The following is a 24434-nucleotide window of genomic DNA, read 5'->3' as shown; positions in this document are numbered from 1 at the left end:
ATCGCCGTGGGGATCGGGGCTTGCACATCGGTCGCGCAGGCCGAGAGCTCATTGCGTATCGCCATGACGGCAACCGACATTCCCACCACCACCGGGATGCCGAACAACGGGTTCGAAGGCCTGCGTTTTCTCGGCTATCCGGTCTTCGAGCCGCTGGTGCAGTGGGACCTCACGCGCAGCGACCGGCCCGCGACCCTCAAGCCCGGATTGGCCGAGCGCTGGGAGCAAATGCCCGAGGACAAGCGGACGTGGCTCTTCCATCTGCGCGACGGCGTCGCATTCCACGACGGCACGCCTTTCAACGCCGATGCGGTGCTGTGGAATCTCGACCGCTACTTCAAGGCCGACAGCCCGCAATACGAGGTGGCCGCCGCCGGCATCACGAGGACGCGGGTGCCGATCATCGCCGGCTATCGCAAGGTCGATGATCGCACGGTTGCGGTCACGACGACCGTCGCGGCCTCGTACTTCCCCCACATGATGGTCGACCTGCTGTTCACCGCGCCGTCCTCGTTCGAGAAGGGCGGCCGCACCTGGGCCGGGACCGCGATGCTGCCGGCCGCCGGGACGGGACCGTTCCGAATCACGCGGGTCAGTCCCCGCGAGGCCATCGATCTGGCGCGGTTCGACGGCTACTGGGACGCCGCTCGCAAGGCGAAGGTCGACCGGATCCGGCTGATGCCGATCCCGGAGGCGAATACCCGGTTCGCCGCCCTGCGCTCGGGACAGGTCGACTGGATTGAGGTTCCGGCCGCCGACGGGATTCCCTCGCTGAAGGCAGCGGGCTTCACCGTCACGACGGGCTCCTACCCGCATGTCTGGCCGTGGTTCTACAACATCGGCGCCAAGGACACCGCCTTCGTCTTGAGCTACCGCCTCCCCCGCGAGGGCTGGCGCGACGGCCCCCGGCACCGCTTCAGGATGCGCAGCGCGCCCTGCGCCTGATCCGGAAGCGGGCGGTCGCGTACGGCATCGATCCGAGCCGGATCGGCGTCCTCGGATTCTCGGCCGGCGGCCATCTTCTCGGCCTGGCCGCGACGCGCTGGGCGTTCGCCTTCTATCGCTCGGTCGACGCGACCGACGATCTGCCGGCCCATCCGGTCGCGGCGGCGCTGATCTACCCGATCATCACCCTCGAGCTGCCCCACGACCAGACCTCCACGCGCCTTCAGATGGTCGGCCGATAGCCGGACCGGGAGATGAGCGCGGCCTGGTCGGTCGAGACCCATGTGCGATCCCACGGCCCGCCGGTCTTCCTGGCGCAGGCGCAGGGCGACCCGATCTCGGACATCGCCAACACCCGCATCTTGGCCGAGGCGTGCGCACTGGCCGGCATCCGAGCGGAGCCCCATACGCTCGCGCGCGGCGGCCACGGCTTCGGCATGGGGAGGCCGGGGACCCCGAGCGCGCACTGGCCCGTCCGGTACGCGGCTTGGCTCTCCACGGTCGGCGTCCCGGCCTGACGAACGGGCATGGGCCGCCCCGGTCGGAGAAGGACGATGCGTCGCTCGCTTCCACGAACGATGACCGCATGCGCTTCGGTTCTGGTCGCCGGCCAGGCCCGCGCCGACGCACTTCCGCTGCGCCACGGGGCCTCGGGAGTTCCAAGGCCGGGGAGTGCCGGGCCCGCATCGTCCCGCACGAGGGCACCGTTTTCCCGATCGCGCAGAGCTGCCGGCAGTCCGGCGGACCGGACCCGGCGCGCGCGACCATCCGCATCGACGGCCCTGCAGCCGACACCAACTGACCGGTGGACGCGTCGCGAGCGACCGCCCCTGTCCGGGCCTCACGCCCTGATCGCGCCGCGCCCTGCATCACTCGAACCTCGAGGCGCCCCCCAGGGCAGGGCATCGGCGACGGACGCCTCGTTGCCCGTGTCCTCGGCCTCGGGGAGGCCGGCGCCCCGGAGGTCAGCGGATCGGGGCCGGGCCTGCGCGACTGCGAGCTCCGTCGGCCCGTCGACCGTTCGTCAGCCTGAACAACGATTGTTGTCCGATGAGACTCAAATATCGATCGACATCGAGAAATTGATCAACTCGGCAAGACTATGGGTTCCCGATTTTCGTCGAATCGCCGAGATGACGTTTACAACGGTCTTGTACTTCATCGACAGCTTTTCAGCGATGGCTTGATAGGAGTTTCCGTCCTTGATCAGCGAGAGGACCTGTCGTTCCCGCTCCGAAAAATTCACGGTCGACGACCGTTCGCTGGTCGCGTTGAGCATGGCCACACGCAGAGCGATGTCGTGATCGAGGTAGCTTTTTCCGCGGCGGACCTGGTCGAAAGCCGCGAGGAACGCCGTGGCCGGCGCATCCTTGAGCACATAGCCGGTCGCTCCGTTCGCCAGAGCACGCGCGATGATCGTCGGATCGTCGTGCATGCTGAAGGCGAGAATCCGGGTCTTGCGCTCCAGGGTCCGGATGCGCTGGATCAAGGAGAGCCCGCTCAAGCCCTGATCGCCGAACGTGAGATCGGCAATGACCATGCCCGGGCGTTGCCGGTAGAAGGCCCGATAGGCCTCCACGATGGTCGTCGCCTCGTGGATCGCCGTCATCCCCGCATCCTCCATGAGGGTCCGGAACCCCCTCAGGATCACCGGGTGGTCGTCCGCGATGAGGATGCTCGTCGCGCCGGATGTCATGGGGCGACATCCGGCGCGGCAGAGCGTTCGGTGAGGCGGGCAAGGGCCTGCGCGCGGTCCAGCCCCTGCTGCCGGCTGTTGTAGTAATGCTGGCACAGCTCGCCGTAGAGCTGCTTGCGATGGGTCGGGGAGGCCGCGCCTTCGAGGCCCTCGAGGAGATCGGTGTAGCTCTCGGGCTCGCCGGCCTCGGCCAGCATCTGTCCGAGCTGTACCGTTCGATTGGCGATCATGCGCGGATCTTCGATGAAGATCTCTTTCGCCCGAGAGAGGCTGTGGCGCAGGTGATCGCTGCGCGCGGCGGCGCGCGCCACGGGCTGGCCGGGTTCGCGCCGCGCAAGCCAAACCGCCGGCTCCATCCCGTCCGTCGGCGAGAGCCATGTCGGGACCTCGGCATCGGACTTCGTGGCCACGACGGCCGTGTCCTGAGCGGGCTCGCCGCCATCGCAGGCCCCCAGAACCAGAAGGAGAGCGAGCGTCGGCGCGGTGCGGAACCTCATCGCTCTCCCTCGGGCACGACCGCGAGGCTGCGGGGGCCGTCGGGCACGGCGATACGAGCCGTCTCGCGAAGGCTTCGGAGGTCGACGACGGAGACGGAATCCGAGAACCAGTTGGCGACGTAGGCCTGTTGCCCGGTGATCGCGACGCCCTCCGGATAGCGGCCGACCGGCACGGTCGCGCGCAGCGCGCCGTCCTCCGCATCGAGAACGACGAGATTGCCGCCGCGCTGGTCGGTGACGCAGATCCGGCCGCCATCCGGACTCACGGCGACCCCGTAGGGCATGCCACCCACCGTGAAGGTTGCGACGACCCGGCGCGCGACCGTGTCGATGACGCTCACGTCGCCGCTGCGCACGTTGGCAACGTAGAGACGGTCCCGGGCCGGGTTCAGCGCCAGGGCGAAGGGCCCCGTCCCCACCGCGATCGTGGCTTTCCGGGTCATGGTCCGGGTGTCGACGACGCTGACCTGTCGGCTCTCCCGGTCGGCCACGTAGAGCGTTCCGTTCCGGTCGAGGACGAGGCCGGCCGGTTCGCGGCCGACGGCCACCGCCCCCTCGAGGGCGCCGGTCCTGGCGGATAGGCGCATCACTCGGTGGCCCGCCCAGTCCCCGACATAGAGGTGCGCACCGTCGGGAGAGGTCGCGATCCCGAACGGCTGACCGGGTACCGAATAGGTCTGCCGGATTGATCCGTCGGCGCCACCGACGACCGTGATGGTCCCCGTATCGGGATGGGTGAAATAGAGCCGCCCTTCGGGACCAGCCACGACCTGGGCGGGGCTGCGTCCGACCGGGAGGGGCGCGCCGGCCTCCGTCGCATCGGCCGCCAGGGCGACCAGGGTCCCGGCCCCCTGGCTCGCCACGTACACGGTCCGCGCGGCGGCCGCACCGGGGCCGGGTCCGAGGGCCGGTCCGAGTCCGACGAGCAGCGCGGCCAGGACGAAGCGTCCGGTCACCGGGCCGCCCGTCATGGCGCGGCTTTCCCCTCGACCTTCGCCTTCAGGCCTTTGAGACCCTCCGCGAAGTAGCGATTCATGGCGGTGCGGCCGGCCTCGTCGCTGAGGTCGTCCGGCGGCTCGTTGCCGGTATCCCCCCGATAGAATCGACCGAACCACTCGACCCTGGCGCCATCGCCCTCGGGGGAGACCGTGAGGGTCGCCGAGTAGGACGAGACCGGAAGCGCCTTCAGGTCGGGGTCGGACAGGCGGTACGAATAGCTCCGCCCGGCGGCGTTCATCTCGTCGAGTCCCTCGTTCAGGGTACCGCCCGCCTTGAGCGTGACCTTCCGCTGCCCCCCGGACGCGTTGCCGCCGCTGCCCTCGCTTCTGGCGACATCCGGGTGCCAGGTCCCGATACCGGCGAACTCGCCGACCACCTTCCAGACGGCATCGGGCTTGGCCGCGATGACGATGCTCTGGTCGACCTTCTGCGGCGTCGGGCCGTGGGCGAGGGCCGCCCCGGAGAGGAGGATCAGGACGAGGGCGGGAACACCGAGACGCATCGATCAGGCCTTTTTCCAAGTCGGGATTCCGCGGGCGCGGAGCAGGGGTGCGAGGAAGGTCGCGAGCAGGAGCAGCAGCGCAGACGCGCCGAGTATGGGGCGCGGGTCGAAGCGGCCCGGGACCGGGCGTGGCGTCGCGGCGCCCTCGAGCGCCGCGCCGAGCCTGGCCGATCCTTCGAGAGGGGCGTAGGTGAGGCCGGTCTCGCCGGCGAGGGTGCGTAGGTAGGCTTCGCGCACCGAGGACAGGTGCTCGGTGCCACGGGCGGCGGCCGCGCCGAAGGGCGCGTTGCGCGGGTTATAGCCCTCGCGGTGCTCGGCATCGGCCGGGGGCGGTCCGAAGCGGTTCTCCTGCTGGACGTCGCCCGCGGCGTAGAAGCCGGTCTCGCGTCCCCGGTCGTCGTAGCGCGGAATCGGCGACAGGCCAGGTGCCCCGGCCCCCACGATGAGGCCCCGCACGGCACCGGGCCTGCCCTCGAAAGACGGTCCGCCACGGCTCGGCAGGGGCGGGGCCTCCTGCCCGTCGGTGATGAACACGAGGTCGGTGCCCAGTTCCTCCGCCATGGCGAGGCTGCGGAACAGCCCGGCGGAGATCCGGCTGTCGCCTTCCCAGGCCATGCGCCAGTCGAGGGCCGCCAGCGCCCCGTCGATGGGCGCGAAGCCCGCGCAGGTCTCGATGGGGGTGAACAGGAGGAAGGGCCGTCGCTCCGTGAAGAGGCCTAAAGCGACCCGCGATCCGCAGGGCAGGCCGGCGACGAGGTCGCGCAAAGCCGCCTTCGCGGTGTCGAGACGGCTCGCCGGCATCCCGTCGGCGCCGACGTAGTCGCGGACGTTCATGCTGCCGGTGATGTCGACGATCGCCAGGATGGCGACGCCGTGGCGGGTGAGCGGGAACGGGCGCATCACGAGGGCCAGCGCCACCAGCCCGAGGGCCCCGGCGAGGAGGCGCAGGCGTCCGTCCGTCAGGTTCCGCAGGATCAGGCCGCGGGGCGTCACGGCTCGCCCCGCGGCTGGCCGGGAATGTCGGTCCAGATCGTCTTCGGCTCCGCCGCGAGGGCATCGCCGGATTTGCGATCGAAGTCGGGAAAGTCGCGCAACAGGCGTGACGCCACGTCGAGGTTGAACTTGGCATCCCAGTAGTCCGGACGGCCCTGGAGCGCGCGCCGGTACTCCTGGCGCGCCAGGGTGATGCGGGGTCCGGCCGGGTCGAGGTCGCCGCGCTCCAGGTGGTCGAAAGCCTGTCGCAGATGGGCGTTGGCCAGGGCGAAGCGGGCGCGGGCGGCCCGGTCGCGCGCGCCCTGCGCTTCGAGTGCCGCGATCAGCGGCTCGATCGCCTCCACGGCGCCGCGCCGGGCGAGGTGCTGGACGCGGGCGAGCAGGAGGGACGGAGCGGCATCGACCGGAACCGCGACGTCCCGGCCCGCGGCGAGAGCCTGGATCGTGGCAGTGTCGCGGGCGATTCGCCAGGCGCCGGAGGCACAGCCCAGGGCGGCGCCGAGGAGCAGGATCGGCAACAGGATGAGGAGGCGCGGCCGGGCCCGCCGCCATCCCACGCGCAGGCCCGTGCCACGCGACCGGGCTCGGTCGGTGGCCGAACGGGGCGCCGTACGCCCGGGCCGGATCACGGTCGTCGTCATGCGGCGCGCCTCGCGGGGTCGGACGCGGTGGCCCGGGACCGGGCGGCCGAGAGGCCGCTCCGGGACAGATCCGCCTCTCCGAGCTTGGCCGCGACGAGGATCACGAGCCCGACAAGGCTGGCGGCATAGGCGAGCCCGGCGAGGTCCCGGCGCGGGCGCTGCTCGGTGTAGGGGATCGGATCGCGCTCCAGCCGCTCGATCTGGGCGATCGCCTCGGCCACCGCCTCCGCTCCCTCGGCCTCGAAGGCGCGGTAGGGTGTCCGCAAGCTCCGGAAGAACAGGTCGAGGTGGCGCTCGGGCGCCGCCTGCGGGGTGTCCTCGCCCGCCGGCCGGTCGGCGATGGAGGGAGAGCCCTTCGTGCGCAGGAAGAGCCAGTACAGGTTCGGCCGCAGGCGGGTGAACGCGGCGCGCAGCGTGTCCTGCACGCGCGGATCGATCACGGCCGCTCCGTCCGAGACGAGGAGGAGCGCTCGGGACGTGGTGGGGCTCGCGGGCCCGAACTGGGCCAGACCCATGGCGAGGCCCCGCGCGATGTTGGTGTAGTCGAGGCCGGGCCGGTCGATCGCCGCGATGGCGGCCCGGACCGCCGCATGCCGGTCGGTCATGGGGACCACCAGCATGGGGGCCGTCGAGAAGGCCGTGACGGCGAACTGATCGTGCGCCCGACTCCCCACGAAGGCGGCGAGCAGCCGCCGGGAGGCGGCGGCCTTCGATTCCTCGAGGCCGGAGGGCTGCCGCCCGGCGAAGGTCTCGTTCATGCTGCCGGAGCGGTCGATCAGGATCGAGACCTGGGCGCCGATCCCGGTGCGCGTCAGGGTCTCGCCCCGACGGTAGGGGCCGGCCAGGGCCAGGATCAGGCCCGCGACGGCGACGATCCCGGCGGTGCGCAGGAGGGCGCCGATCGCCCGCGACGGGCCGTCCGCCGGGGCCGCCGCGATGGCGGCCACGGGAACCCTGCGCTGGGCCGAGGCCAGGAGCGGCAGCAGGGCGAGGGGCAGGAGCCAGAGCAGGGCCGGATGGTCGGCGGAGAGGCGGGCGAGTGCATCGATCATGCGGCGCGCTCCACGTGGGCGAGGCGCCGCGCGAGGGCGGCGAGGGCGGGGAGGTCGAGCACGGCGAGGCCGTCCTCCGGGCCGGGCCCGAAGAAGGTCCGGCGGGACGCCTCGAAGAACCGGGCGAGGTCCGGCCCCTCGGTCGCGTAGGCCGGGTGGGTCTTCAGGAAATCACCGCGATCGTCGGCGAACAGCCGGCGGCCGGCCACCGTGTCGAGGGCGTCGTGGAGCGCCAGCAGCGCGTCGCGGTGGTGGAGCATCGGGTCCGGTCGGCGCGCCAGGGCGCGGATCCGACGGGCCGCGCGGCCGAAGGGACGGCCGCGCCGGGCCCGGAACGGCCACCAGCTCCGGTCCCGGGCGAGGCCCGCCAGCGCCAGGAGGGCGAGGCTGGCCGAGCCGGCGGCACCGAGGAGCAGGGGCCGCGGATCGCCGGGGCCGACCTGCCCGTCGGGGCGCATGTAGTCGCGGGGGTCGTCCCGGGCGGGCGGCTGGATTTCGCGCAGCGGCGAGACGTTGAACGACCAGGCCGGCACCTCGGCCTTCACGGTGGTGGCGCCGTGATCGCTCTCGCTCACGAAGGTGACGGTGAAGCCCGGAATCTCCAGGGCCCGGGCATCGAGGGCGGCGTAGAAGGTCTGGTAGGTGAGGGCGAGACGCACGCGCCGGGCGTCGCCGTATACCGACGCGGTCGCGTCGAGGTCGCGCAGGTCGAGCCAGTAGGTGAGCGCCCCCGGCTGCGGCAGCGACGCGGCCTGGAGCCGGAAGCCCGGCTCGACCACGAGGTCGACCTCGGCCCGGACGAGGTCCCCGAGGAAGTACCCGAAGGGGCGCGGCGTGCGGATCTCGACGGAGCGGACCTGGGCCCCGGCCGGGCCCGACAGAAGGAGGCCGGCGAGGAGGGGGGCGAGGAAGCGGATGCGCATGAGCCGCCTCAGGCGCCGAGGAGGTGGCGGCTGACCGCGTCGGGATCGAAGCGGCCGGCGAGGCGGAAGGGCGGGCGGCCATGAGCCGTCGCGAGGCGCCGGAGGGTCTCGATCCGGGCGGCCTCGCGGGCGATCCAGCGCCGGCGCAGGGCGGGGCGCATGAAGACCAGCCGGCGCCCGGCGCCTTCAAGATCGTCGAGCTCGAGCAGCCCCCAGTCCGGCAGGCCCTCCGCCTCGGCGGCGTCGCCGAGGAGCACCGGGACGAGGTCGTGCCGGCTCAGGGCCGCGAAGACCTCGGCGATCTGCGCCTCCGGCCAGCGGAAGTCGGAGAGCAGGAACACGATCTTCGGGCGCCCGGCGAGGCGGCGGGCCGCCGCCGCCATGCCTCCGGCGCCCCGGCCGGAACAGTCGGCGGCCGCGAGGCGCCGCGCCACCTCGGCGGCCCGGGTGGGCGCGCGGCTGGGCGCCAGGAACACGTCGTCCCGCAGGTCCTCGTCGCAGCCGATCAGGCCGAAGGGATCGCCGATCCGGGTGGCCGAGGCGGCGAGGCCGGTGCAGAAGGCGCAGGCCAGGGCCATGCGGTCGGCCGCGCCGGCAAAGCGCATGGAGGCCGAGAGGTCGAGGAGCGCCCAGACCTCGATCGGGGTCCGCGCCTCGAAGCGGCGCACGACGGTGCCCTCGAAGGGGTCGCGCAGGGTGGCGCGGACGTCGATGCGCCGGGCATCGGGCATCCGCAGGAACGGCACCTGATCGCGGAACGTGCCGAGGCCACCGGCCTCGCGGCCGCGATGGGCGCCGGGGCGGGTCCCGGGCAGGCGCCCGCGCGGGCGGTAGACGATGTCGGGTTGCGCCGTCTCCGTCATGGCGCCGGCACGGTCTCGAACACGGCCCGGCAGAGGTCGGGCATGATGGCGGCCCGGCGCAGTTCGTAGATCGGCTCCAGGAAGACCCGGTGGGCCATGACCTCGGGGAAGACCGCCCGGACGTCCTCCGGCACCATCCAGTCGCGGCCCTCCAGCCAGGCGCGGACGCGGGCGGCGCGGACCAGGAAGGCGACGCCGCGGGGGGAGGCCCCGCCCTGGACCAGGGCCTCCATGTCGAGGCCGGGCAGGCGGATGCCGGCCTCCCCCGGCCGCACCAGCGCGGCCCAGAGCCCGATCACGTAGGACTCGATGGCCGGGCTCGCCTGGATGCCGTGCTGGATCGCGGCGGCGATGCCCGGGAGGGCGGCGTGGTCGAGGACGCCGCCGTCGAGGCCGGCGATCAGCGCGTCGGTGTCGTGGAAGCGGGGATCGAAGACCAGGGCGCGCCGGCTCGCGGCGTCCTGGGGCGCCTCCAGCCCGATCTCCATGAGGAAGCGGTCGCGGGCGGCGGCGGGCAGTTCGAAGGTCTCCTCCCGCTCGACCCGGTTGCGGTCGGCGAAGACCTGCAGGTTGGGAAACCGGTACTCCCGGTCGAAGGCCGTGAGCGTGCGCTCGGCCATCAGGCGCAGGAGCAGGGCGTGGACCTGGGGCCGGGCCCGGTTGATCTCGTTGAAGAAGAAGATCGACAGGTCCTCGGATTGCCGCAGCACCGGCCCCGGCTCGACCCGGGGGCGGCCGTCCTCGGCGAGGTAGGTGTGGTAGACGAGGTCAGTGGGCATCATGTCGACGGTGCCCTCGACGCGCGCGTAGGCGCCGCCGACCGCCCGCGCCACGGCGCGCAGCAGGGTCGTCTTGCCGACGCCGACATCGCCCTCCAGCAGCACGTGGCCGCGGGCGAAGAGCGCGATGGTGAGGAGCCGGATCGCCCGGGCCTGTCCGAGCACGGCCGCGCCCACCGTCGCCTCGAAGCGGGTGGCCGCCGCGCGCCAGTCGGTGAGCATCGCATCGCCGGAGCGGACCTGGTTCATCATGCTCAGCCTTGAGGAAACGGAGACCCGGGGGACCGGAAGGCCCGGCGCCACCGACGGCCGCGACCCGGGACGGAGCGTCCGGAGGTCGCCCCGCCGGGTCGCGGCGCCATCGGGGCGCGCCCGCCGCGCGGCGGGCGACCCCGATCCGCCAGGATCAGGACGGCGGGATCAGTTCGACGACAGCTTGGTGACGTCGTACTCGAACTTGCCGGTCTTCTTGGCGGCCTCGATGCGCTTCTTGTTGCGCTCTTCCATCGCCCTGATCGACTCGGACTGCTTGTTGAGTTCCTTGGGGTCGTGCTTCGGGTCGTACTTCGTGCCGGCGATCTTCTCGGGGAAGCCGGGCTTCGGCTCCCAGCAATTGCCGGCCGCCTTGCACTTGGTGCCGTCATAGGCCATCGCCGGAACCGCGAGCAGCGCGCCCGCACCGATCGCCAGGGCTGTGATGAAAGTCCGCATGGTCGTCTCCTCTGTTGATCGTTCTTGTCTGTGGATCGGCGTCGCGGCTCGCGCGCGGTGGTGCCTCACGGATGGCGCCGTGACTTCCTCGGGCGTCAGTCTTCCAGCGGCGGGCACTGGCCCTTGACGTCCTTGGGGAAGGTCTCGCCCTGCTTGTAGGGCGTGTAATTCTTCTTCTGCGCGTCGTTGAGCCAGACGGCGTCCTGGACCGGACCAGTATAGAGGTGCCGGATCCAGGCGATGACCTGGAGCATCTCGTCGGGGGTCAGGTTCTCGTTGTGCGGGCCCATCATGCCGTTGGCGCCGCCGAAGATCGTGGCGAACAGGCCGGTGTCCTCGGTGTTCGAGGGATAGGTCCAGTAGTTGTCGTTGAGGCCCGGCCCGAGCTTGCCCTCGGCCAGGTGGCCGTGACAGCCGGAACACGAGGTCGCGAAGAGGGACTCGCCGTTGCGCAGGCAGGACTTGTCGTCGATGTAGCTGTTCTTGCCCGTCTGGAAGAACTGCTTCACCGCCGGGGTGTCGCGGCCGCCCGCCTTGCCTTCGGCGACGTCGAGCTGCTCGCCCGTGACCGTGTTGCGGAAGACGAAGCCGGTCTGGGGGCCGGCGGCGGGCTGCGCCAGGGCGGCGACGCCACCGAGGACGGCGGCGAGGCTGAAACAGATGGCCAGGATGCCATGGGAATCACGCATGAATTCGACCTGATGACGCCGGACGGCTGACCGGCCGGGCGGGGCTGGACCGGGCGCCCATCGGGGCGCCGGCGAGGGGTTTGGGGCGGAGCCCGGCGCGCCCGCGTCGGGCTCCGCCTCGGAAGCGGGGATGTCGGACCGGGGCCGCGCGGGGCGGAACCGGATCAGTTGGTGACGGGGACCAGGGGCACGCCGTCCTGCTTCAGGATCGCCTCGATCTTCGGCTTCGCCTTGACGATGGCCGCATCGAGGGCGGCCTTCAGGGCGGTGTCGTCCCGGCGCACGCCCATGGACTGGTCGAAGCTCTGCGGCATCTTGCGGCCGTCGCTGCGGGTGGTGTCGTCGGGCACCAGGGTCATGCGCAGGGGCTGGGCCGAGTCCTTCACGTAGCGGGCGACGTCCGGGCCGAAGGCGACCGCCACGTCGGCCTTGCCGGTGGCGACCTCGCTGATCATCCGGGCCGGATCGATCTGCGTGTAGGTGTTGCGGGCGGCGCGGAAGTTCACCAGCGAGTAGAGGTAGGCCATGTCCTCCTCGTAGCGGCCGATATCCTTCAGCATGACCTCGCCGGGCGTGCCGAAGCCGACCACCATGTGGTCGACGGTCTTGAGCCGCGGGTCGGCCCAGGACTTCACGTCGAGGTCGCGGTCGGCGCGGGTCACGAACACGTAGCCGCTTCGGTAATAGGGCTTCGTGGTCAGCACGCGCTGGTCGTCGCTGTCGAGGCCCACGACCACGTCGCAGAGCTTCTTGTCGAGGCTGTCGCGCACCAGGTAGATCGCCGCCTTGTCCGACCAGACGAACTCGGCCTTGCGCCCCATGGCGTCGGCGATCGCCGCGGCGATGCGGTTCTCGAGGCCGCTGCCGTCCTTCAGCGAGAGCGGCGGCTGGTTCGCGGCGCAGACCCGCAGGGTCCTGTCGTCGGGGGCGGATTTCGTGTCGCCTTGCGCGAGCGCGGCCCCGCCGAGGGCGAGAAGAACCGCAGCGGACAGGCATCCTGCGGCGAAGGAGCATCCTGTGGCGAAGGACATGGGAGCGTTTCCGTTGTTCTCGTTGGTCGGAGTCTTGTGGGACCGGGACGCGGCTCCCCGGCCCGTTGCGGCAGGGCGATCACAGATGAGGCACACCGTCATTCCGGGTCGCCGACGGCGAGCCCGGAATCCAGAGCCGCCGACAGGCAGATCGCGGATGCGATCACCCAACTCGCGCGGGGAGGCGTTGGCGGTGGGGGTGGCCGGAGGCCCCGCGACGGACGAAGGCCAGCGGAGCCACCCCCAACCCCTGACCCCTCCCCACAGGGGGGGGAGGGGGACACGCGCACGCTGCGGGCGCGGCCTCGTCGTGCCGCCTACTTCGCGGCCGCCGTCTGGTACTCGCCGACGTTCGGGTCGTCGTAGGGGCCCTTGCCGCCCAGCGAGAACACCATCACGCCGCCGCCCATCTGGGTGTAGTTGGCGAGCTTCTTGAAGGCGCCCACCGCGCCGAGGCCGGCGGTCGGGTCCTGCAGGTCGAAGACCAGGCCGACGCCCGGCCAGCCGCCGACGCCGTAGTAGATCGCCACGTACTGCTCACCCTTGTGGGTGTAGGTGATCGGGTAGCCGATGGCGCCGGAGGGCATCTTGAACTTCCAGAGGAGGTCTCCGGTGTCCGAGTTGCGCGCCTTGATGTAGCCGTCGAGGGTTCCGTAGAACACCAGCCCGCCGGCGGTGGCCGTCGTGCCGCCCCAGACCGCGAAGCGCTCCATCTTCTCCCACTGGAACGCGCCCGTGATGGCGTTGTAGCTCTTGATCTGGCCGAGGCCCTCGTAGTTCTGCCGGTCGCCCTTCGGACCCGGATACATGTTCAGCGTCGCGCCGACGAAGAACTGACCCGCGCGGTAGGGCAGCATGAAGGGCTCCCAATCCATGCAGATGTGGTTGATGCCCATGAAGAACGCCTTGCGCTCCGGATCGTAGGAATCGTGGCCCTGGTTGTGGTAGCCCATCGCCGAGGGACAGATGTCCTTGCCGAGATGGTCCATCCGGGTGCCGTATTCCGGGTCGCGCACCGGCTGGCCGGTCTTCAGGTCCACCGACTTGAAGACGTTGACGGTGTCGTCGATCTTGTTGGCCGAGACCAGCGAACCGTCCGTGCGGTCCAGGGTGTAGACGATGCCGTTCCGGTCCGGATGGGTCAGGAGCTTGCGGTCCTTGCCGTCCTTGTCCTTCTGGTTGGAGAGCATCATCACGTTGACGCCCGCGTAGTCCCACTCGTCGTGCGGGGTCTTCTGGTAGCCGAACTTGGCCTCGCCCGTGTCGACGTCGCGGCCGAAGATCGTCATCGTCCACTTGTTGTCGCCCGGACGCATGGTCTCGTTCCACGGCGCCGGGTTGCCGGTGCCGAAGTAGATCAGGTTGGTGCCGGGATCGTAGGCGTACCAGCCCCAGTTCGTGCCGCCGCCGATCTTCCAGGCATCGCCCTCCCAGGTGGAGGTGCCGAGCCCCTTCTGGCCGTAATGGGCGTTGCGGATGTTGAAGTCGTCGGCCAGCAGCAGGTCCTTGTCCGGGCCGGTGGCGTAGGCGCGCCAGACCTGGGCGCCGGTCTTCACGTCGTAGGCGGTGAGGTAGCCGCGCACGCCGAGCTCGGCGCCGGAGGAGCCGATGATGACCTTGTCCTTGACCACGTAGGGCGCGATCGTCAGCGTCGAGCCGACCTTGATGTCGGAGTTCTCGACCTTCCAGACCGTCTCGCCGGTCTCGGCGTTGAGGGCCATGACGTTGCCGTCGAGGAGCGTCTTGAGGATGAGCGCCGGGGTCTTGCCGTCGCCGGGCCAGTAGGCGAGGCCGCGGTTCACGAGATCGCAGCAGGCCACCGCGCGGGCGGCCGGGTTCTGCTTGGGCTTGTCCTGCCAGAGGATCCTGCCCGGATCGTCGAGGCCCAGCGCGAAGGTGTTGTTGGGGAAGGAGGTGTGGACGTACATCTTCCCGTCCACCACCACCGGGGCGCCCTCGTGGCCGTTGAGCAGGCCGGTGGAGAACGTCCAGGACACCTTCAGGTCCTTCACGTTGCTGGTGTTGATCTGCTTGAGCGGGCTGTAATTGTCCGAGTCGTAGTTCTTGCCGGGCATCACCCAGTTGGCGTCGTCCTTCGCCATCTCGACGAGCTTGTCGTTCGCGGCGGCCATGCTCGGCAGACCCATCGGCGCCAGGGCGCCCAGCGCCATCACCGAGACCGAAGCCAGAAACCTGTTCATCCCAACGTCTCCTACCCTGATGGCCGCGTCCGTCGACCGTCCGGTCCGGCACAGCCTTTGATTTCGCCGGATCAGGACAAGCTCCTGTATTGATCCCAGGAGCCCGTCGCATTCATAAGACTATCTTGAGATATAGAGCTTCTTATGAAAGTTTTATTACTGATCGGCTGGCTATTCATAAAAGCATTTGTCTTTCCCGCTGTCTGCGGCCAGTTGGCACTTTTTTATCGGGATCAATCGGCAATCATTCGGTTGAAATCCGGTATTGAGAAAGCTTTGATCCGGCAATCCGATGAATTTCGGCAAGACAATTGACACGGCATCCCCAGTGGAATGATGGTGCCGCCCAGCGGTAGGCTTGGGCGCCCAGAGAGAGACTTGCGATGATGATCCGCCGTCTTAGTATATTATTATGTTGTGCTGTCGGTGCGGCGTCGACCGCCGAGGCCGCGCGCCTGACGCTCGACGATCCGGTGGCGATCTGGTCGCGCACCCCGACCGCCGACCGGGTCGATTTCGCGACCCGGATGGGCAAGGCGTTCTCGAGCCTCTCGCCCCAGCTCGACCGGGACTACTTCGTCCGCTGCCTCGAAGAGACGGCCAACATCGGCAATCCGCGCGAGACCAAGCTGGAGCAGGCGGTGAAGATCTGCGTCTCCGTCCACCAGACCGCCGACGAGTAGGCGCTTGGGCCAGGTACCCTTAGGTCAGGGGAGCGGCGGACCGGTGCGGTCGGGTCGGGCCAGACTCACGCGGACCCGGGTCCCAGGGGGCAGGGCGCTCTGGCGCCTCGCGCTCGCCGGTGCCGGGCTCGTGGGCGCCGGGCTCCTGCACCTCGGCGGGAGCGGTGCGGGTCGGGCGGAGGGTCCGCAGCGATGGGCGGCGCTCTATCCGCAGGACGACCGGCGCGAACTGGCGGGGGCGGACTACGCCCGCTATCCCGGCGCCGGCGTGCTCTACTGCCGGTCGGACGGCATTCCCCGGAAGGCGGCCGCCGCCTGGCTGATCGGCAGCCCGCGCCTCGTGGTCCTGAACGCCCACAACTTCCGCAGCCGGCACCTGGAGCCCACGCGCGACGTCGCCGACTGCTTCTTCCAGATCGGGGGCCGGAACTACGCCTTCGCCCCGGGGACCCTGCGCCTCGGCACCGTGCCGGGGGCGATGTCGCTCCACATCACGGACGACTGGGCCCTGGTCGAGCTGGCGGAGCCGGCCGAGGGCGTGCGCCCGCAGCCGGTGCCGGCCTTCCCCGACCTGCCGACCGGGTCCGTGCCGGTCCCGGTCGTCATGGTCTCCCCCGGCGGCCACGCGAACTATCCCGGCCAGAGCAGCCTCGAGCCCTGCACGATCCACCGGATCGACCCGCCGAGCGAGGACGCGATCCGGCGCGTCCGGCACGATTGCAACAACGGCTATGGCGGCTCCGGTTCGGGCCTGTTCGACGCCGAGGGCCGCCTCCTCGCCCTGCACAGCGCCTCCCTGTCCATGAACTCGCGCCGGGCCTTCGACATCGAGTACCATTACGGCTCGGCCCTGCTGTTCGAGGGCGGGCTCACGGATGCCATCCGGGCGCGCCTCGCCGCCGATCCGACGGTCCGCTGACCGGCGGGCGGAGCGGAGGGCGCGGCGGCCGCTGAGGTCGCGTTCCGCGCCGGCACCGGTTTCTTCCCGCACCGCCATGCCGCCGGGGTTCCATGCCCCCGGGTTTCCATGCCCCCGGGGTTCCATGCCGCGCTTCGCTCGACCGCCACCCGGTTCCCGGCCGCGTATCCCACCGCACCGGCCATTGAGGCACGCGACGCAAGGCCCGATACGGAACCGGGAGGCGCTCCGACCCAGACGACGCCCATCGCCGAACGACCACGTTCGAGACGCCCCGGTTTGGCCACCCACGGCGGGGTCGGGCCCCGCCGGTCCGCTCGATGACCGGATGGGCTGGACGTGCCCTGGTCCGCTGCCAGACGGCGACGCATATAGGCGGAGGTCGCGGCCGTTTTCCGCGCCCGGAAGGATCCATGACCCATCGTATCCTGGTCACCGGCGCCAGCGTTGCCGGTTCAGCCCTCGCCTGGTGGCTCGCGCGTCTGGGAAACGAGGTCACGGTGGTGGAGCGCGCGCCCGCGTTCCGGGACGGGGGTCAGAACATCGACGTGCGTGGCGTCGGCCGCGCGGTGTTGCGCCGGATGGGACTGGACGAGACCGCCCTCGAACAGGGCACGGGAGAAACGGGGACGGCTTGGGTCGACGGCGACGGCCGGATCGTCGCGACGTTCATGACCGACGACCTCGGCGGCGACGGGCCGACGGCCGAGATGGAGATCCTCCGCGGGGACCTGGCGCGTCTCCTGTTCGACGCGGCGCGGGACACCGTAAGCGTCCGTTTCGGCGACAGCATCACGGGCCTCCACGAGGACGGCGACGCCGCGACCGTGACGTTCGCCAGCGGCCTCACGGAGCGGTACGACGCCGTCGTGGTCGCGGAGGGCGTGGGCTCGGCGACGCGCGAACTCGTCTTCCCCGGGGAGAACGACCCGCGCTGGATGGATCTGACCATCGCCTACTTCACCGTTCCGCGGGTCGCCGACGATGATCGGTTGTGGCGCTGGTACAATGCGCCCGGGGGCCGGAGCGTGTCGCTGCGCCCCGACCGGAAAGGCACCACGCGGGCGATGCTGTCCCTCCAGCAGCCGCCCGCGGGCGAGCAGGCCTGGGATGTCGGCCGACAAAAGGCCTTCCTGCATGAGCGGTTCGCCGATGCCGGCTGGCAGGCCCGGCGGGTCCTGGCGGGCCTGGACACCACCGAGGACTTCTACTTCGATGTCCTGCGGCAAGTGCGAATGCCGCGTTGGTCGAAGGGCCGCATCGCCCTGACGGGGGACGCCGCTTGGTGCGCCACGCCGCTCGCCGGCATCGGCACCACCCTGGCCATTACCGGCGCCTTCGTCCTCGCCCAGGAGCTGTCGCGGACCTCCGATGTCCGGGCCGGCTTGGCCGCCTACGAGCGGGCCATGCGTCCGATGGTCGAGGCGGGCCAGGGCGTTCCGAAGATCGCGCCCCGGTTGGCCAACCCGCAGAGCCGGCTCGGGATCCGGCTGCTCCATGGCGCCCTGCGCGTGGCCAGCACGCGCTGGGTTCGTCGGGCTTCGGGAACGCTGTTCGCGCGTCCCCCGAAGGCGCCCGATCTCTCGGCGTACGACCGTCCGGTGCGTTGAGGCCCCAACCGGACGGTCCCATTCCAGCCCGCGCCTCCGGTGTCTGACGGCCGAGGCAGGGCCGCCTTCGGGACGCGCGCTTCGACGTCAGAGCGCGCGCTTCGGCTTCAGAGCGCGCTTCGGCATCAGCATGTGCACGCCCTTGTTGCCGTCCACCGTCTGGGTGATGCGCAGGTTCCCGGCCAGCGAGCAGAGCATGTAGGCCTGGTTGCGGGTCAGGTCCGTGCGGTCGCAGACGTGGCGCACCATCTCGCGCACGGCCTGGCGCATCGCCTCGTCCAGGCTCTCGTGCAGGCCGATCGACATCAGGTCCGTGGGCGTCTCGGCGAAGGGCCACGCGTAGCCGAGATCCTTGCGCACGGTGAGGCGGACCGTGCCGGTGAGGCCGGTCTCCAGGGCCGTGATGCAGACCTCGCCGTCGCCCTGCACGCCGTGTCCGTCGCCCGCGTAGAAGCCGGCGCCCGGGTTATAGACCGGCAGGTAGAGGGTGGTGCCGACCCGGAGCTCCTTGTTGTCCATGTTCCCGCCGAACCCGCGCGGGACCGGGGTTCCGACCCGCCCCCAGGCGGCGGGGGGCGCCGTGCCCATGATGCCGAAGAACGGATCGAGGGGGAGTTCCGTGCCCCAGGGCAGCACGGCGACGCCGCGGGCGAGGTCGATGTCGGGGTGGATGGTCTCGTAGTCCGTGAACTCGTCCGGCAGGGTGCCGAGGAGCGGCAGGATCGCCACGAAGCCCCAGTCCATGCGGACCTTCAGGTCCAGGATGTCGACCTGGAGCACGTCGCCGGGCTCGGCACCGCGCACGTGGACGGGTCCGGTGACGAAGTGGGGGCCGGGGCCCTGCGCCAGGGTGTCGAGGGCGAGCCGGTAATCCGCGGGCACGCGGGCGGGATCGGGATGGAGCGATTCCCGTCCGCCGGCCGGGAACGAGTGCAGCGTCACGGTATCGCCGGAGGCCACCTCCAGCACGGGGGGCAGGGTGGCGTCGAAGTAGCCCAGCACCATGCTCTCGGGGGTCGCGGGAATCTCGTGATGCATCGACATGCGGGCTCCTGGGTCGGGGGGGGTCAGACGGCGATGTGCCGGGAAACGGCGTCGTGGTTCAGGCCCTGGCGCAGGCCCTGCTCCACCACGGCGCCGCGGGAGAGAACCACGAAGGCGTCGGCGAGGCGGATCGCGAAGGCGAGGTACTGCTCCACCAGGACGACGGTGATGCGGCCCTGGAGCCCCGCGATCACGGCCTCGATGGCGGCGACGATCGAGGGCTGGATGCCCTCGGTCGGTTCGTCGAGGAGCAGGATGCGGGGCCGCGTCGCCAGGGCCCGGGCCATGGCGAGCTGCTGCTGCTGGCCGCCGGAGAGGTTGCCGCCCGGGCGGTGCCAGAGCTCGCGCAGGGCCGGGAACAGCGCGACGGCCTCGTCGACGGCGCCGCTCCGATCCAGGCCGTGCGCCCGGGCGGCGGCCCGGAGGTTCTCCGCGACGCTGAGGTCGGCGAAGATCTCCCGGCCCTGCGGCACGAGGGCGAGGCCGGAGCGCGCCCGCCGGTCGGGGGACCACCGCGTGAGGTCCACGCCATCGAGGGCGACCGTCCCCCGCGTCGCCGGGATCAGGCCGGCGAGGCAGCGCAGCAGGGTGGTCTTGCCGGCCCCGTTGCGGCCGAGCACGGCGAGGCAGGTGCCGGGCGCGACATGGAATCCGACGGTCCGGAGCACCTGGGCGCTGCCGTAATGCTGGTCGAGCCCCGACACCGTCAGGCCGGCCGGAGGAGCGGGGGATGGGTTGAGGGCTGGCGTCATCGGCCGAGGAACACCTCGATTACGCGGGCATCGGCACGGGCGCCCGCCATGGCCCCCTCGAACAGGGTCCGGCCCTCGTGCAGCACCGTGACCCGGTCGGCCACCGCCTCGACGAAGGCCATGTCGTGCTCGATCACCAGGATGGCCCGGTCGGGCCGGCGCAGGGCGCCGATGAGGTCGGCGGTGCGCGCCGTCTCGTCGTCGGACAGTCCCGCCACCGGCTCGTCGAGGAGGAGGACCCGGGGTTCGGAGGCCAGCACCATGCCGATCTCGAGCCATTGCTTCTCGCCGTGGGCGAGGGCGCCGGCCGGCACGGCGGCGCGCGCTTCGAGGCCGGTCTCCGCCAGGGCCCGGGCGAGGCGGGCCGGCCGCTCCCGCGCCGGGCAATCGGGGCCGCAGCCGAGGGCGAGGTTCTCGCGCACCGTCAGGGCCGGGAAGACGCTGGGCTTCTGAAACTTGCGGCGCACCCCTGCCCGGGCGATCTCGGCCTCCGACGCTCGGGTCAGGTCGCGCCCGTCGCCGAGGCGGATGCGCCCGGAACGCGGTCGGGTGATCCCCGTGATCGCATCGAGCAGCGTGGTCTTGCCGGCCCCGTTGGGGCCGATCACCGCGCGGACCTCGCCCGGATCGACGGCGAGGGAGAGGCCGTCCAGGGCCCGGAAGGCGCCGAACACGACCGTGAGGCTGTCGATGACGAGGGCGCTCACGGCCGCGATCCCGCGCGCCGGAGCCAGGTCGGCGTCAGCCGGAGCGCGGCGAGGTCGAGGAGGCCGTTGGGCAACCCGAGGACCACCACGAGGACGAGGCCGGAGAGGATGAAGGGCCAGGCCTCCGGCATCGCCGCGCTGAGCCAGAACTTGAGGGCGTTGACCGCCACCGCGCCGATCACGGCGCCCCCGAGCCGGCCCAGCCCGCCGATGGCGACCCAGACCGCGATCTCGATGGAGAGGTCGGGGCTGAGCACCCGTGGATTGATGATGCCGACCTGGGGCACGTAGAGGAGGCCGGCCAGCGCCGCGATGACGGCCGAGAGGCACCAGATCCCGAGCTTGAGGCGCGTGGTGCCGTAGCCGAGGGTGCGCAGCCGCGCCTCGTCGTCCCGGCAGGCCAGCATGCGGCGCCCCAGCGGGCTCGCCACCAGGACCCGCGCCCCGACGAGCACGGCCGCGAGGCACAGGAGCGTCGCGACGGCGAGACCGGTGACGACCCCGGGCGCGCCCATGGGCCAGCCGAACAGCCGCGAGAACCCCGTCATGCCGTTGTTGCCGCCCAGACCGGTATCGTTGCGAAACATCAGCAGCATGGCGACGTAGACCAGGGCCTGGCTGATGATCGAGAAGTAGACGCCGTTCACCCGCGAGCGGAACGAGGCGAGGCCGAACACGAAGGCGACGGCCGCCGCCAGTCCCAGCGCCAGGGCGAGGGCGTAGGGCGCGCTGGTCAGCCCGGTCCAGTAGGCCGGCAGGCTCTTCCAGCCCATGAACTGCATCAGGTCCGGGGGTGTGCCCGTGACCGCGTAGGCATGGGCCAGGAGGTGCATCGCGCAGACGTAGCCGCCGATGGCGAAGAACAGTCCGTGCCCGAGGCTGAGGATGCCGAGATAGCCCCAGACGAGGTCGAGGGAGACGGCGAGGATCGCGAAGGCCGCCAGTTGCCCGACCAGGTTGACGAGGTAGGGGGCGGGCTGGAGCAGCACGAGGGCGAGGGCCGCCGCCAGGACGAGGCCGACGAGGCCCGCGAGCAGCGGGTCGCCCCCGAGGCTCGGGCCGAGCCGTCGGGCCGCCGGCACGCCGGGCGACAGGTCGAGGGCGCCGCTCATCGCCGACGCCGCACGGCGAACAGGCCCTCGGGGCGGCGCTGCAGGAACAGGATGATGCCGGCGAGCACGATGACCTTGGCGGCCACGGCCCCGTAGAGGGGCTCGATGAGGACGTTGGCGCCCCCGATGCCCAGCGCCGCGACCAGGGTGCCCACCACGGTGCCGACGCCGCCGAGCACCACCACCATGAAGCTGTCGACGATGAAGGTGGCGCCCATCCCGGGATTCACGCTGTAGATCGGGCAGAGGGCCACGCCGGCGAGGCCGGCGAGCCCCGAGCCGAAGCCGAAGGCGAGCCGGTCGACCCGCCGGGTGCGGATGCCGAGGCAGGCGGCCATGTCGCGGTTCTGCGTCACCGCGCGGATGTCGAGCCCGAGCGGCGTCCGCTTCAGGATGACGAGGGTCAGCACCAGGGTGACGGCCGCGAAGGCGATGGCGAACAGGCGGTTCCAGGTGACCACGAAGTCGGCATAGAGGGGCACGCCGCCGCTGACGTAGGGCGGCATCGCGAATTGCAGGTTCTGCGATCCCACCGCGACCCGGACCCCGTTGATGAGGAGCAGACTCACCGCCCAGGTGGCGAGCAGGCTCATCAGCGGGCGCCGGTAGAGGTGGCGCAGGATCAGGGCCTCGATGGCGATGCCGACCCCCGCCGCGGCCAGGAACGCGATGGGAATCGCGGCGAGGAGGTAGGCGTCGAGCCAGGCGGGCGGCGCGAGCCGCCGGAAGGCTTCCTGCACGCCGTAGGTCGCGTAGGCGCCGATCATGATGAACTCGCCCTGGGCGAGGTTGATGACGCCCATCAGCCCGAAGATGATCGCCAGGCCCGCCGCCGCCATGAACAGGATGCTGGCGAAGCTCAGGCCGTTGTAGAGCACCGCCAGACCGTCCCCGATCGACACCGCCCGCGTGACGCGGGCCAGGGCGGCGTCGAGGGTGCCGCGAAAGGCGGGATCGCTGCCGTAGGCGGGATCGGCCTTGAGGGCGGACAGGCGGGAGAGGGCGGCGCCCGAGGGCGATTCCGAGACGGCCCGGATCGCCCCGAGGCGGCGCGCCGGATCGGCGGAGGACAGGGCGGCGGATTGCGCGAGCGCCGCGAGGCTTACCTTGAGGCCGGGATCCGTCTCGGCGGAGGCCGCGCGCAGGAGGAGGGCTTCCGGCACGCTGGTGATCCGGCGCTCCAGGGTGGCGAGGCCGGCCCGGCGTGCCGCGACGCCCGACCCGGTCAGCAGCGACGCCGCTCCGGAGGCGGTCTCCGCGAGGGCGCGCTGGCGCAGGCCGAGCACCGGCGCGCGGCCGCCCGCGACCGGGCGCACCGCCCCGGTGGCCGCGTCGCGGCCGTCGGCGGCACCGGCCCGGTCGAGGAGCAGGGCGGACCCGCCCAGGCAGGTCAGACGCCGCTCGAGGAGGGCGCGCAGGACCATGCCGGCCCAGGCGATGTCGCCGGACTCCGCCTCCGCCGAGGCGTGCAGGACCCCCTCCACCGCCGTGCCCTGTGCCGCGCCGTCGCCGCAGAGGGCGGTGGTGAAGGCGCCCCGATCGAGGGGCGCTCCGGCCGCGAGGGCCGGCGACGCCACCAGGCTCGCGGCCCACAGCAGGAGGGCGACCAGGCCGAACCGTCCCGGACCCTCAACCATACGGGCTGAACGGCACAGGCTTGGGGGCATCGGGCGATTGCCAGAGGATGTCGAAGCCCTGCTTCTCGTTGACCGAGCCGATGAAGACGCCCCGGGCGACGTAGTTGTTCTCGCCGCCCATGGTCAGGGTGTAGCCGGAGGGGTCGGCGAAGCGGAGGCCGGGGAAGGCCTTGCGCACCTCCGGGACGTCGAAGCTGCCGGCCTTGGCGGCGGCGAGCGCCCAGAGCTGGACGCTGTCATAGGCCGAGACCATGGGGTCGATGACCGTGTCGGCGCTGAAGGGCACGCCCTTGGCCTTCACGTAGGCCGCCCACTCGGACAGGAACGTCGTGTTCGCCTCGGCCTTGGCGGCCTGGAGATAGGCCCAGCAGTTGAGGTGGCCGACGAGGGGCGCGGTGTCGAGGCCCTCGAGGTCCGCCTCCACCATGTCGAGGCCGAGGATCGGCACGTCGGTGGCGCGGATGCCCTGATTGGCGAATTCGCGCAGGAAGTCGGGAATCGAGGAGCCGACCACGGTGAGGACCACGATGGGCTGGCCGCCGGGCTGGGCGGCGAAGCTGCGGATCTGGTTCACCAGGGTCTGGAAGTTGGAGAAGCCCAGGGGCACGTATTCCTCGCGCCACGCGGTCTCGGGCACGCCCTTGGAGGTCCAGTAGGCCTTGAGCTGCTTGTTGATGGTCCGCGGCCAGACGTAGTCCGAGCCGACCATGAAGAACCGCTTGGCCCCGACGCCCTCCGCACCCATGAGGTAATCGACCGCCGGCAGCACCGAGCTCGCCGGGGGCGAGTTCACGTAGACGACGTTCTTCGAGTTCTCGTCGCCCTCGAAGTGGAGCGGATAGAACAGCAGCCCGTCATTCTGCTCGACCACCGGCAGCACGGATTTGCGGGAGACCGAGGTCCAGCAGCCGAACAGGGCGGCGACCTTCTCCTGCTGCAGCATCTGTCGGCCGATCTGCGCATAGAGCGGCCAGTCGGAGGCGGGGTCCGAGGTCACCACCTCGATGCGACGCCCGTTGACGCCGCCCTTCGCGTTGAGGCCGTCGGCGGCCATCCGCACCACGTGGTTCAGGCGGCCCTCGATGTTCGCCATGGTGCCCGAGGACGAGAACAGGCAGCCGAGCTTGACCGTGTCGACGGCCCAGGCCGGGCGGATGAGGGCCGGGGCGGACAGGGTCGCCGCCGTTCCCAGGAAGCCGCGTCTCGTGAATCCGACCATCGCTCTCGCCTCGTTCCGTGACCGGCGGATTGTCCGAGTTGAGCGTCCGGGGAGGAAGGCCAAATAGGCTGCAGAGCGGCTGCGGCTTGCGTAAAACCACGGCGTTCCGCCCACGACGCGTGCGCCGCTGCAGATCAAACGTCAAAATTCGCACGCCGCACCGCGCGGCACGTCTGTCCGCGCCCCTCGGCCAACGGTGCGTTTCTTGCTGGACCGCCTCCTCGGATAC

At 71.2% G+C, this 24434-nt stretch carries 26 protein-coding genes; 6 read left to right on the top strand and 20 right to left on the bottom strand.

The window, feature by feature from the left end; all coding sequences use genetic code 11:
* Positions 1-51 precede the first annotated feature (51 nt).
* Genes ASF41_RS26070 through ASF41_RS26060 form a run of 3 tightly spaced genes read left to right on the top strand, consistent with a single transcriptional unit; the run spans position 52 to position 1463 of the window.
* Complete coding sequence (locus ASF41_RS26070; protein WP_244479631.1) at positions 52-945, top strand: ABC transporter substrate-binding protein; 894 nt, start codon at positions 52-54, stop codon at positions 943-945.
* The gene (locus ASF41_RS26065; protein WP_244479632.1) at positions 891-1187 is read left to right on the top strand and encodes an alpha/beta hydrolase; all 297 of its coding nucleotides are present in this window, start codon (positions 891-893) and stop codon (positions 1185-1187) included. The genes ASF41_RS26070 and ASF41_RS26065 overlap by 55 nt, the downstream gene beginning before the upstream one ends.
* A gap of 12 nt (positions 1188-1199) precedes the next feature.
* On the top strand, positions 1200-1463 hold the full coding sequence (locus tag ASF41_RS26060) for a hypothetical protein (RefSeq protein WP_056493379.1): 264 nt from the start codon (positions 1200-1202) through the stop codon (positions 1461-1463).
* 539 nt (positions 1464-2002) lie between these two features.
* Here the strand turns inward: ASF41_RS26060 and ASF41_RS11625 are convergent.
* From ASF41_RS11625 to ASF41_RS11560, 14 genes are all read right to left on the bottom strand, one after another.
* Positions 2003-2641 carry a response regulator transcription factor gene (locus ASF41_RS11625; RefSeq protein ID WP_056493375.1) on the bottom strand — a complete coding sequence of 213 codons (639 nt, stop codon included), beginning with the start codon at positions 2639-2641 and terminating at the stop codon, positions 2003-2005.
* Positions 2638-3138: a hypothetical protein gene (locus tag ASF41_RS11620; RefSeq protein WP_056493372.1), complete on the bottom strand. Its 501-nt coding sequence runs from the start codon at positions 3136-3138 to the stop codon at positions 2638-2640. Before ASF41_RS11620 ends, ASF41_RS11625 begins: the two co-directional genes overlap by 4 nt.
* Positions 3135-4109, bottom strand: a complete 975-nt coding sequence (locus ASF41_RS11615; RefSeq protein ID WP_056493368.1) for a YncE family protein — start codon at positions 4107-4109, stop codon at positions 3135-3137. The genes ASF41_RS11620 and ASF41_RS11615 overlap by 4 nt, the downstream gene beginning before the upstream one ends.
* The gene (locus ASF41_RS11610) at positions 4106-4639 is read right to left on the bottom strand and encodes an SRPBCC family protein (RefSeq protein WP_056217662.1); all 534 of its coding nucleotides are present in this window, start codon (positions 4637-4639) and stop codon (positions 4106-4108) included. Before ASF41_RS11610 ends, ASF41_RS11615 begins: the two co-directional genes overlap by 4 nt.
* Before the next feature lie 3 nt (positions 4640-4642).
* Positions 4643-5632 carry a VWA domain-containing protein gene (locus ASF41_RS11605; protein WP_056217657.1) on the bottom strand — a complete coding sequence of 330 codons (990 nt, stop codon included), beginning with the start codon at positions 5630-5632 and terminating at the stop codon, positions 4643-4645.
* Complete coding sequence (locus tag ASF41_RS11600; RefSeq protein WP_244476290.1) at positions 5629-6273, bottom strand: MxaK protein; 645 nt, start codon at positions 6271-6273, stop codon at positions 5629-5631. The genes ASF41_RS11605 and ASF41_RS11600 overlap by 4 nt, the downstream gene beginning before the upstream one ends.
* On the bottom strand, positions 6270-7325 hold the full coding sequence (locus ASF41_RS11595; RefSeq protein WP_056493364.1) for a vWA domain-containing protein: 1056 nt from the start codon (positions 7323-7325) through the stop codon (positions 6270-6272). Before ASF41_RS11595 ends, ASF41_RS11600 begins: the two co-directional genes overlap by 4 nt.
* Entirely contained in the window at positions 7322-8248 is a 927-nt protein-coding gene (locus ASF41_RS11590; protein ID WP_056493361.1) for a hypothetical protein, read from the bottom strand. The genes ASF41_RS11595 and ASF41_RS11590 overlap by 4 nt, the downstream gene beginning before the upstream one ends.
* 8 nt (positions 8249-8256) lie before the next feature.
* The gene (locus tag ASF41_RS11585) at positions 8257-9111 is read right to left on the bottom strand and encodes a DUF58 domain-containing protein (protein WP_056493357.1); all 855 of its coding nucleotides are present in this window, start codon (positions 9109-9111) and stop codon (positions 8257-8259) included.
* Positions 9108-10139, bottom strand: a complete 1032-nt coding sequence (locus tag ASF41_RS11580; protein ID WP_056493415.1) for a MoxR family ATPase — start codon at positions 10137-10139, stop codon at positions 9108-9110. The genes ASF41_RS11585 and ASF41_RS11580 overlap by 4 nt, the downstream gene beginning before the upstream one ends.
* A gap of 171 nt (positions 10140-10310) precedes the next feature.
* Positions 10311-10601, bottom strand: a complete 291-nt coding sequence (locus ASF41_RS11575) for a methanol dehydrogenase [cytochrome c] subunit (protein WP_056349100.1) — start codon at positions 10599-10601, stop codon at positions 10311-10313.
* Between the two features lie 95 nt (positions 10602-10696).
* A complete protein-coding gene (gene moxG / locus ASF41_RS11570) occupies positions 10697-11290 on the bottom strand; it encodes a cytochrome c(L), periplasmic (RefSeq protein ID WP_056217638.1) in 594 nt (197 codons plus the stop codon).
* A gap of 164 nt (positions 11291-11454) precedes the next feature.
* On the bottom strand, positions 11455-12321 hold the full coding sequence (moxJ, locus tag ASF41_RS11565) for a methanol oxidation system protein MoxJ (RefSeq protein ID WP_056270035.1): 867 nt from the start codon (positions 12319-12321) through the stop codon (positions 11455-11457).
* Positions 12322-12638: 317 nt separating this feature from the next.
* Entirely contained in the window at positions 12639-14522 is a 1884-nt protein-coding gene (locus ASF41_RS11560; RefSeq protein WP_056215682.1) for a methanol/ethanol family PQQ-dependent dehydrogenase, read from the bottom strand.
* Between the two features lie 383 nt (positions 14523-14905).
* On the opposite strand from ASF41_RS11560, the gene ASF41_RS11555 reads away from it, so the two are divergent.
* The 3 genes from ASF41_RS11555 (at position 14906) to ASF41_RS11545 (ending at position 17734) form a co-directional block, all read left to right on the top strand.
* Positions 14906-15205, top strand: coding sequence for a hypothetical protein (locus tag ASF41_RS11555; protein ID WP_244476291.1), 300 nt, complete (start codon positions 14906-14908; stop codon positions 15203-15205).
* Between the two features lie 43 nt (positions 15206-15248).
* A complete protein-coding gene (locus ASF41_RS11550) occupies positions 15249-16124 on the top strand; it encodes a trypsin-like peptidase domain-containing protein (protein WP_056270037.1) in 876 nt (291 codons plus the stop codon).
* Between the two features lie 413 nt (positions 16125-16537).
* Positions 16538-17734, top strand: coding sequence for an FAD-dependent monooxygenase (locus ASF41_RS11545; RefSeq protein ID WP_056270041.1), 1197 nt, complete (start codon positions 16538-16540; stop codon positions 17732-17734).
* 87 nt (positions 17735-17821) lie between these two features.
* On the opposite strand, the gene ASF41_RS11540 is transcribed toward ASF41_RS11545, so the two are convergent.
* Genes ASF41_RS11540 through ASF41_RS11515 form a run of 6 tightly spaced genes read right to left on the bottom strand, consistent with a single transcriptional unit; the run spans position 17822 to position 24205 of the window.
* Positions 17822-18778, bottom strand: a complete 957-nt coding sequence (locus ASF41_RS11540) for an acetamidase/formamidase family protein (protein ID WP_056349096.1) — start codon at positions 18776-18778, stop codon at positions 17822-17824.
* Positions 18779-18801: 23 nt separating this feature from the next.
* Entirely contained in the window at positions 18802-19530 is a 729-nt protein-coding gene (locus ASF41_RS11535; RefSeq protein WP_056493355.1) for an ATP-binding cassette domain-containing protein, read from the bottom strand.
* Entirely contained in the window at positions 19527-20237 is a 711-nt protein-coding gene (locus tag ASF41_RS11530; protein WP_082504302.1) for an ABC transporter ATP-binding protein, read from the bottom strand. The genes ASF41_RS11535 and ASF41_RS11530 overlap by 4 nt, the downstream gene beginning before the upstream one ends.
* Positions 20234-21349, bottom strand: coding sequence for an urea ABC transporter permease subunit UrtC (urtC, locus tag ASF41_RS11525; protein WP_082501113.1), 1116 nt, complete (start codon positions 21347-21349; stop codon positions 20234-20236). Before urtC ends, ASF41_RS11530 begins: the two co-directional genes overlap by 4 nt.
* Positions 21346-22986 (bottom strand): urea ABC transporter permease subunit UrtB, encoded by a 1641-nt coding sequence (urtB, locus tag ASF41_RS11520; RefSeq protein ID WP_056493352.1) that lies wholly within the window; start codon positions 22984-22986, stop codon positions 21346-21348. Before urtB ends, urtC begins: the two co-directional genes overlap by 4 nt.
* Entirely contained in the window at positions 22979-24205 is a 1227-nt protein-coding gene (locus ASF41_RS11515; RefSeq protein ID WP_056493348.1) for a transporter substrate-binding protein, read from the bottom strand. The genes urtB and ASF41_RS11515 overlap by 8 nt, the downstream gene beginning before the upstream one ends.
* Positions 24206-24434: the final 229 nt, after the last annotated feature.

The organism is Methylobacterium sp. Leaf111 (assembly GCF_001423285.1).
In the GTDB taxonomy this organism is placed as follows: Bacteria; Pseudomonadota; Alphaproteobacteria; order Rhizobiales; family Beijerinckiaceae; genus Methylobacterium.
Note: the sequence above shows the minus strand (reverse complement) of the source record. Positions and strands in the feature narration are given on the sequence as shown.

Excerpts from the sequence above, each read along its gene's own strand:
- ASF41_RS11625 (WP_056493375.1), bottom strand. The coding sequence starts at position 2,641 with ATGACATCCGGCGCGACGAGCATCCTCATCGCGGACGACCACCCGGTG.
- urtC (WP_082501113.1), bottom strand. The coding sequence starts at position 21,349 with ATGAGCGGCGCCCTCGACCTGTCGCCCGGCGTGCCGGCGGCCCGACGG.
- ASF41_RS11595 (WP_056493364.1), bottom strand. The coding sequence starts at position 7,325 with ATGATCGATGCACTCGCCCGCCTCTCCGCCGACCATCCGGCCCTGCTC.
- ASF41_RS11620 (WP_056493372.1), bottom strand. The coding sequence starts at position 3,138 with ATGAGGTTCCGCACCGCGCCGACGCTCGCTCTCCTTCTGGTTCTGGGG.
- ASF41_RS26060 (WP_056493379.1), top strand. The coding sequence starts at position 1,200 with ATGAGCGCGGCCTGGTCGGTCGAGACCCATGTGCGATCCCACGGCCCG.
- ASF41_RS11610 (WP_056217662.1), bottom strand. The coding sequence starts at position 4,639 with ATGCGTCTCGGTGTTCCCGCCCTCGTCCTGATCCTCCTCTCCGGGGCG.
- ASF41_RS11575 (WP_056349100.1), bottom strand. The coding sequence starts at position 10,601 with ATGCGGACTTTCATCACAGCCCTGGCGATCGGTGCGGGCGCGCTGCTC.
- urtB (WP_056493352.1), bottom strand. The coding sequence starts at position 22,986 with ATGGTTGAGGGTCCGGGACGGTTCGGCCTGGTCGCCCTCCTGCTGTGG.
- ASF41_RS11545 (WP_056270041.1), top strand. The coding sequence starts at position 16,538 with ATGACCCATCGTATCCTGGTCACCGGCGCCAGCGTTGCCGGTTCAGCC.
- ASF41_RS11615 (WP_056493368.1), bottom strand. The coding sequence starts at position 4,109 with ATGACGGGCGGCCCGGTGACCGGACGCTTCGTCCTGGCCGCGCTGCTC.
- ASF41_RS11600 (WP_244476290.1), bottom strand. The coding sequence starts at position 6,273 with ATGACGACGACCGTGATCCGGCCCGGGCGTACGGCGCCCCGTTCGGCC.
- ASF41_RS11555 (WP_244476291.1), top strand. The coding sequence starts at position 14,906 with ATGATGATCCGCCGTCTTAGTATATTATTATGTTGTGCTGTCGGTGCG.
- ASF41_RS11560 (WP_056215682.1), bottom strand. The coding sequence starts at position 14,522 with ATGAACAGGTTTCTGGCTTCGGTCTCGGTGATGGCGCTGGGCGCCCTG.
- ASF41_RS11515 (WP_056493348.1), bottom strand. The coding sequence starts at position 24,205 with ATGGTCGGATTCACGAGACGCGGCTTCCTGGGAACGGCGGCGACCCTG.
- ASF41_RS11540 (WP_056349096.1), bottom strand. The coding sequence starts at position 18,778 with ATGTCGATGCATCACGAGATTCCCGCGACCCCCGAGAGCATGGTGCTG.
- moxG (WP_056217638.1), bottom strand. The coding sequence starts at position 11,290 with ATGCGTGATTCCCATGGCATCCTGGCCATCTGTTTCAGCCTCGCCGCC.
- moxJ (WP_056270035.1), bottom strand. The coding sequence starts at position 12,321 with ATGTCCTTCGCCACAGGATGCTCCTTCGCCGCAGGATGCCTGTCCGCT.
- ASF41_RS11585 (WP_056493357.1), bottom strand. The coding sequence starts at position 9,111 with ATGACGGAGACGGCGCAACCCGACATCGTCTACCGCCCGCGCGGGCGC.
- ASF41_RS11590 (WP_056493361.1), bottom strand. The coding sequence starts at position 8,248 with ATGCGCATCCGCTTCCTCGCCCCCCTCCTCGCCGGCCTCCTTCTGTCG.
- ASF41_RS11580 (WP_056493415.1), bottom strand. The coding sequence starts at position 10,139 with ATGAACCAGGTCCGCTCCGGCGATGCGATGCTCACCGACTGGCGCGCG.
- ASF41_RS11535 (WP_056493355.1), bottom strand. The coding sequence starts at position 19,530 with ATGACGCCAGCCCTCAACCCATCCCCCGCTCCTCCGGCCGGCCTGACG.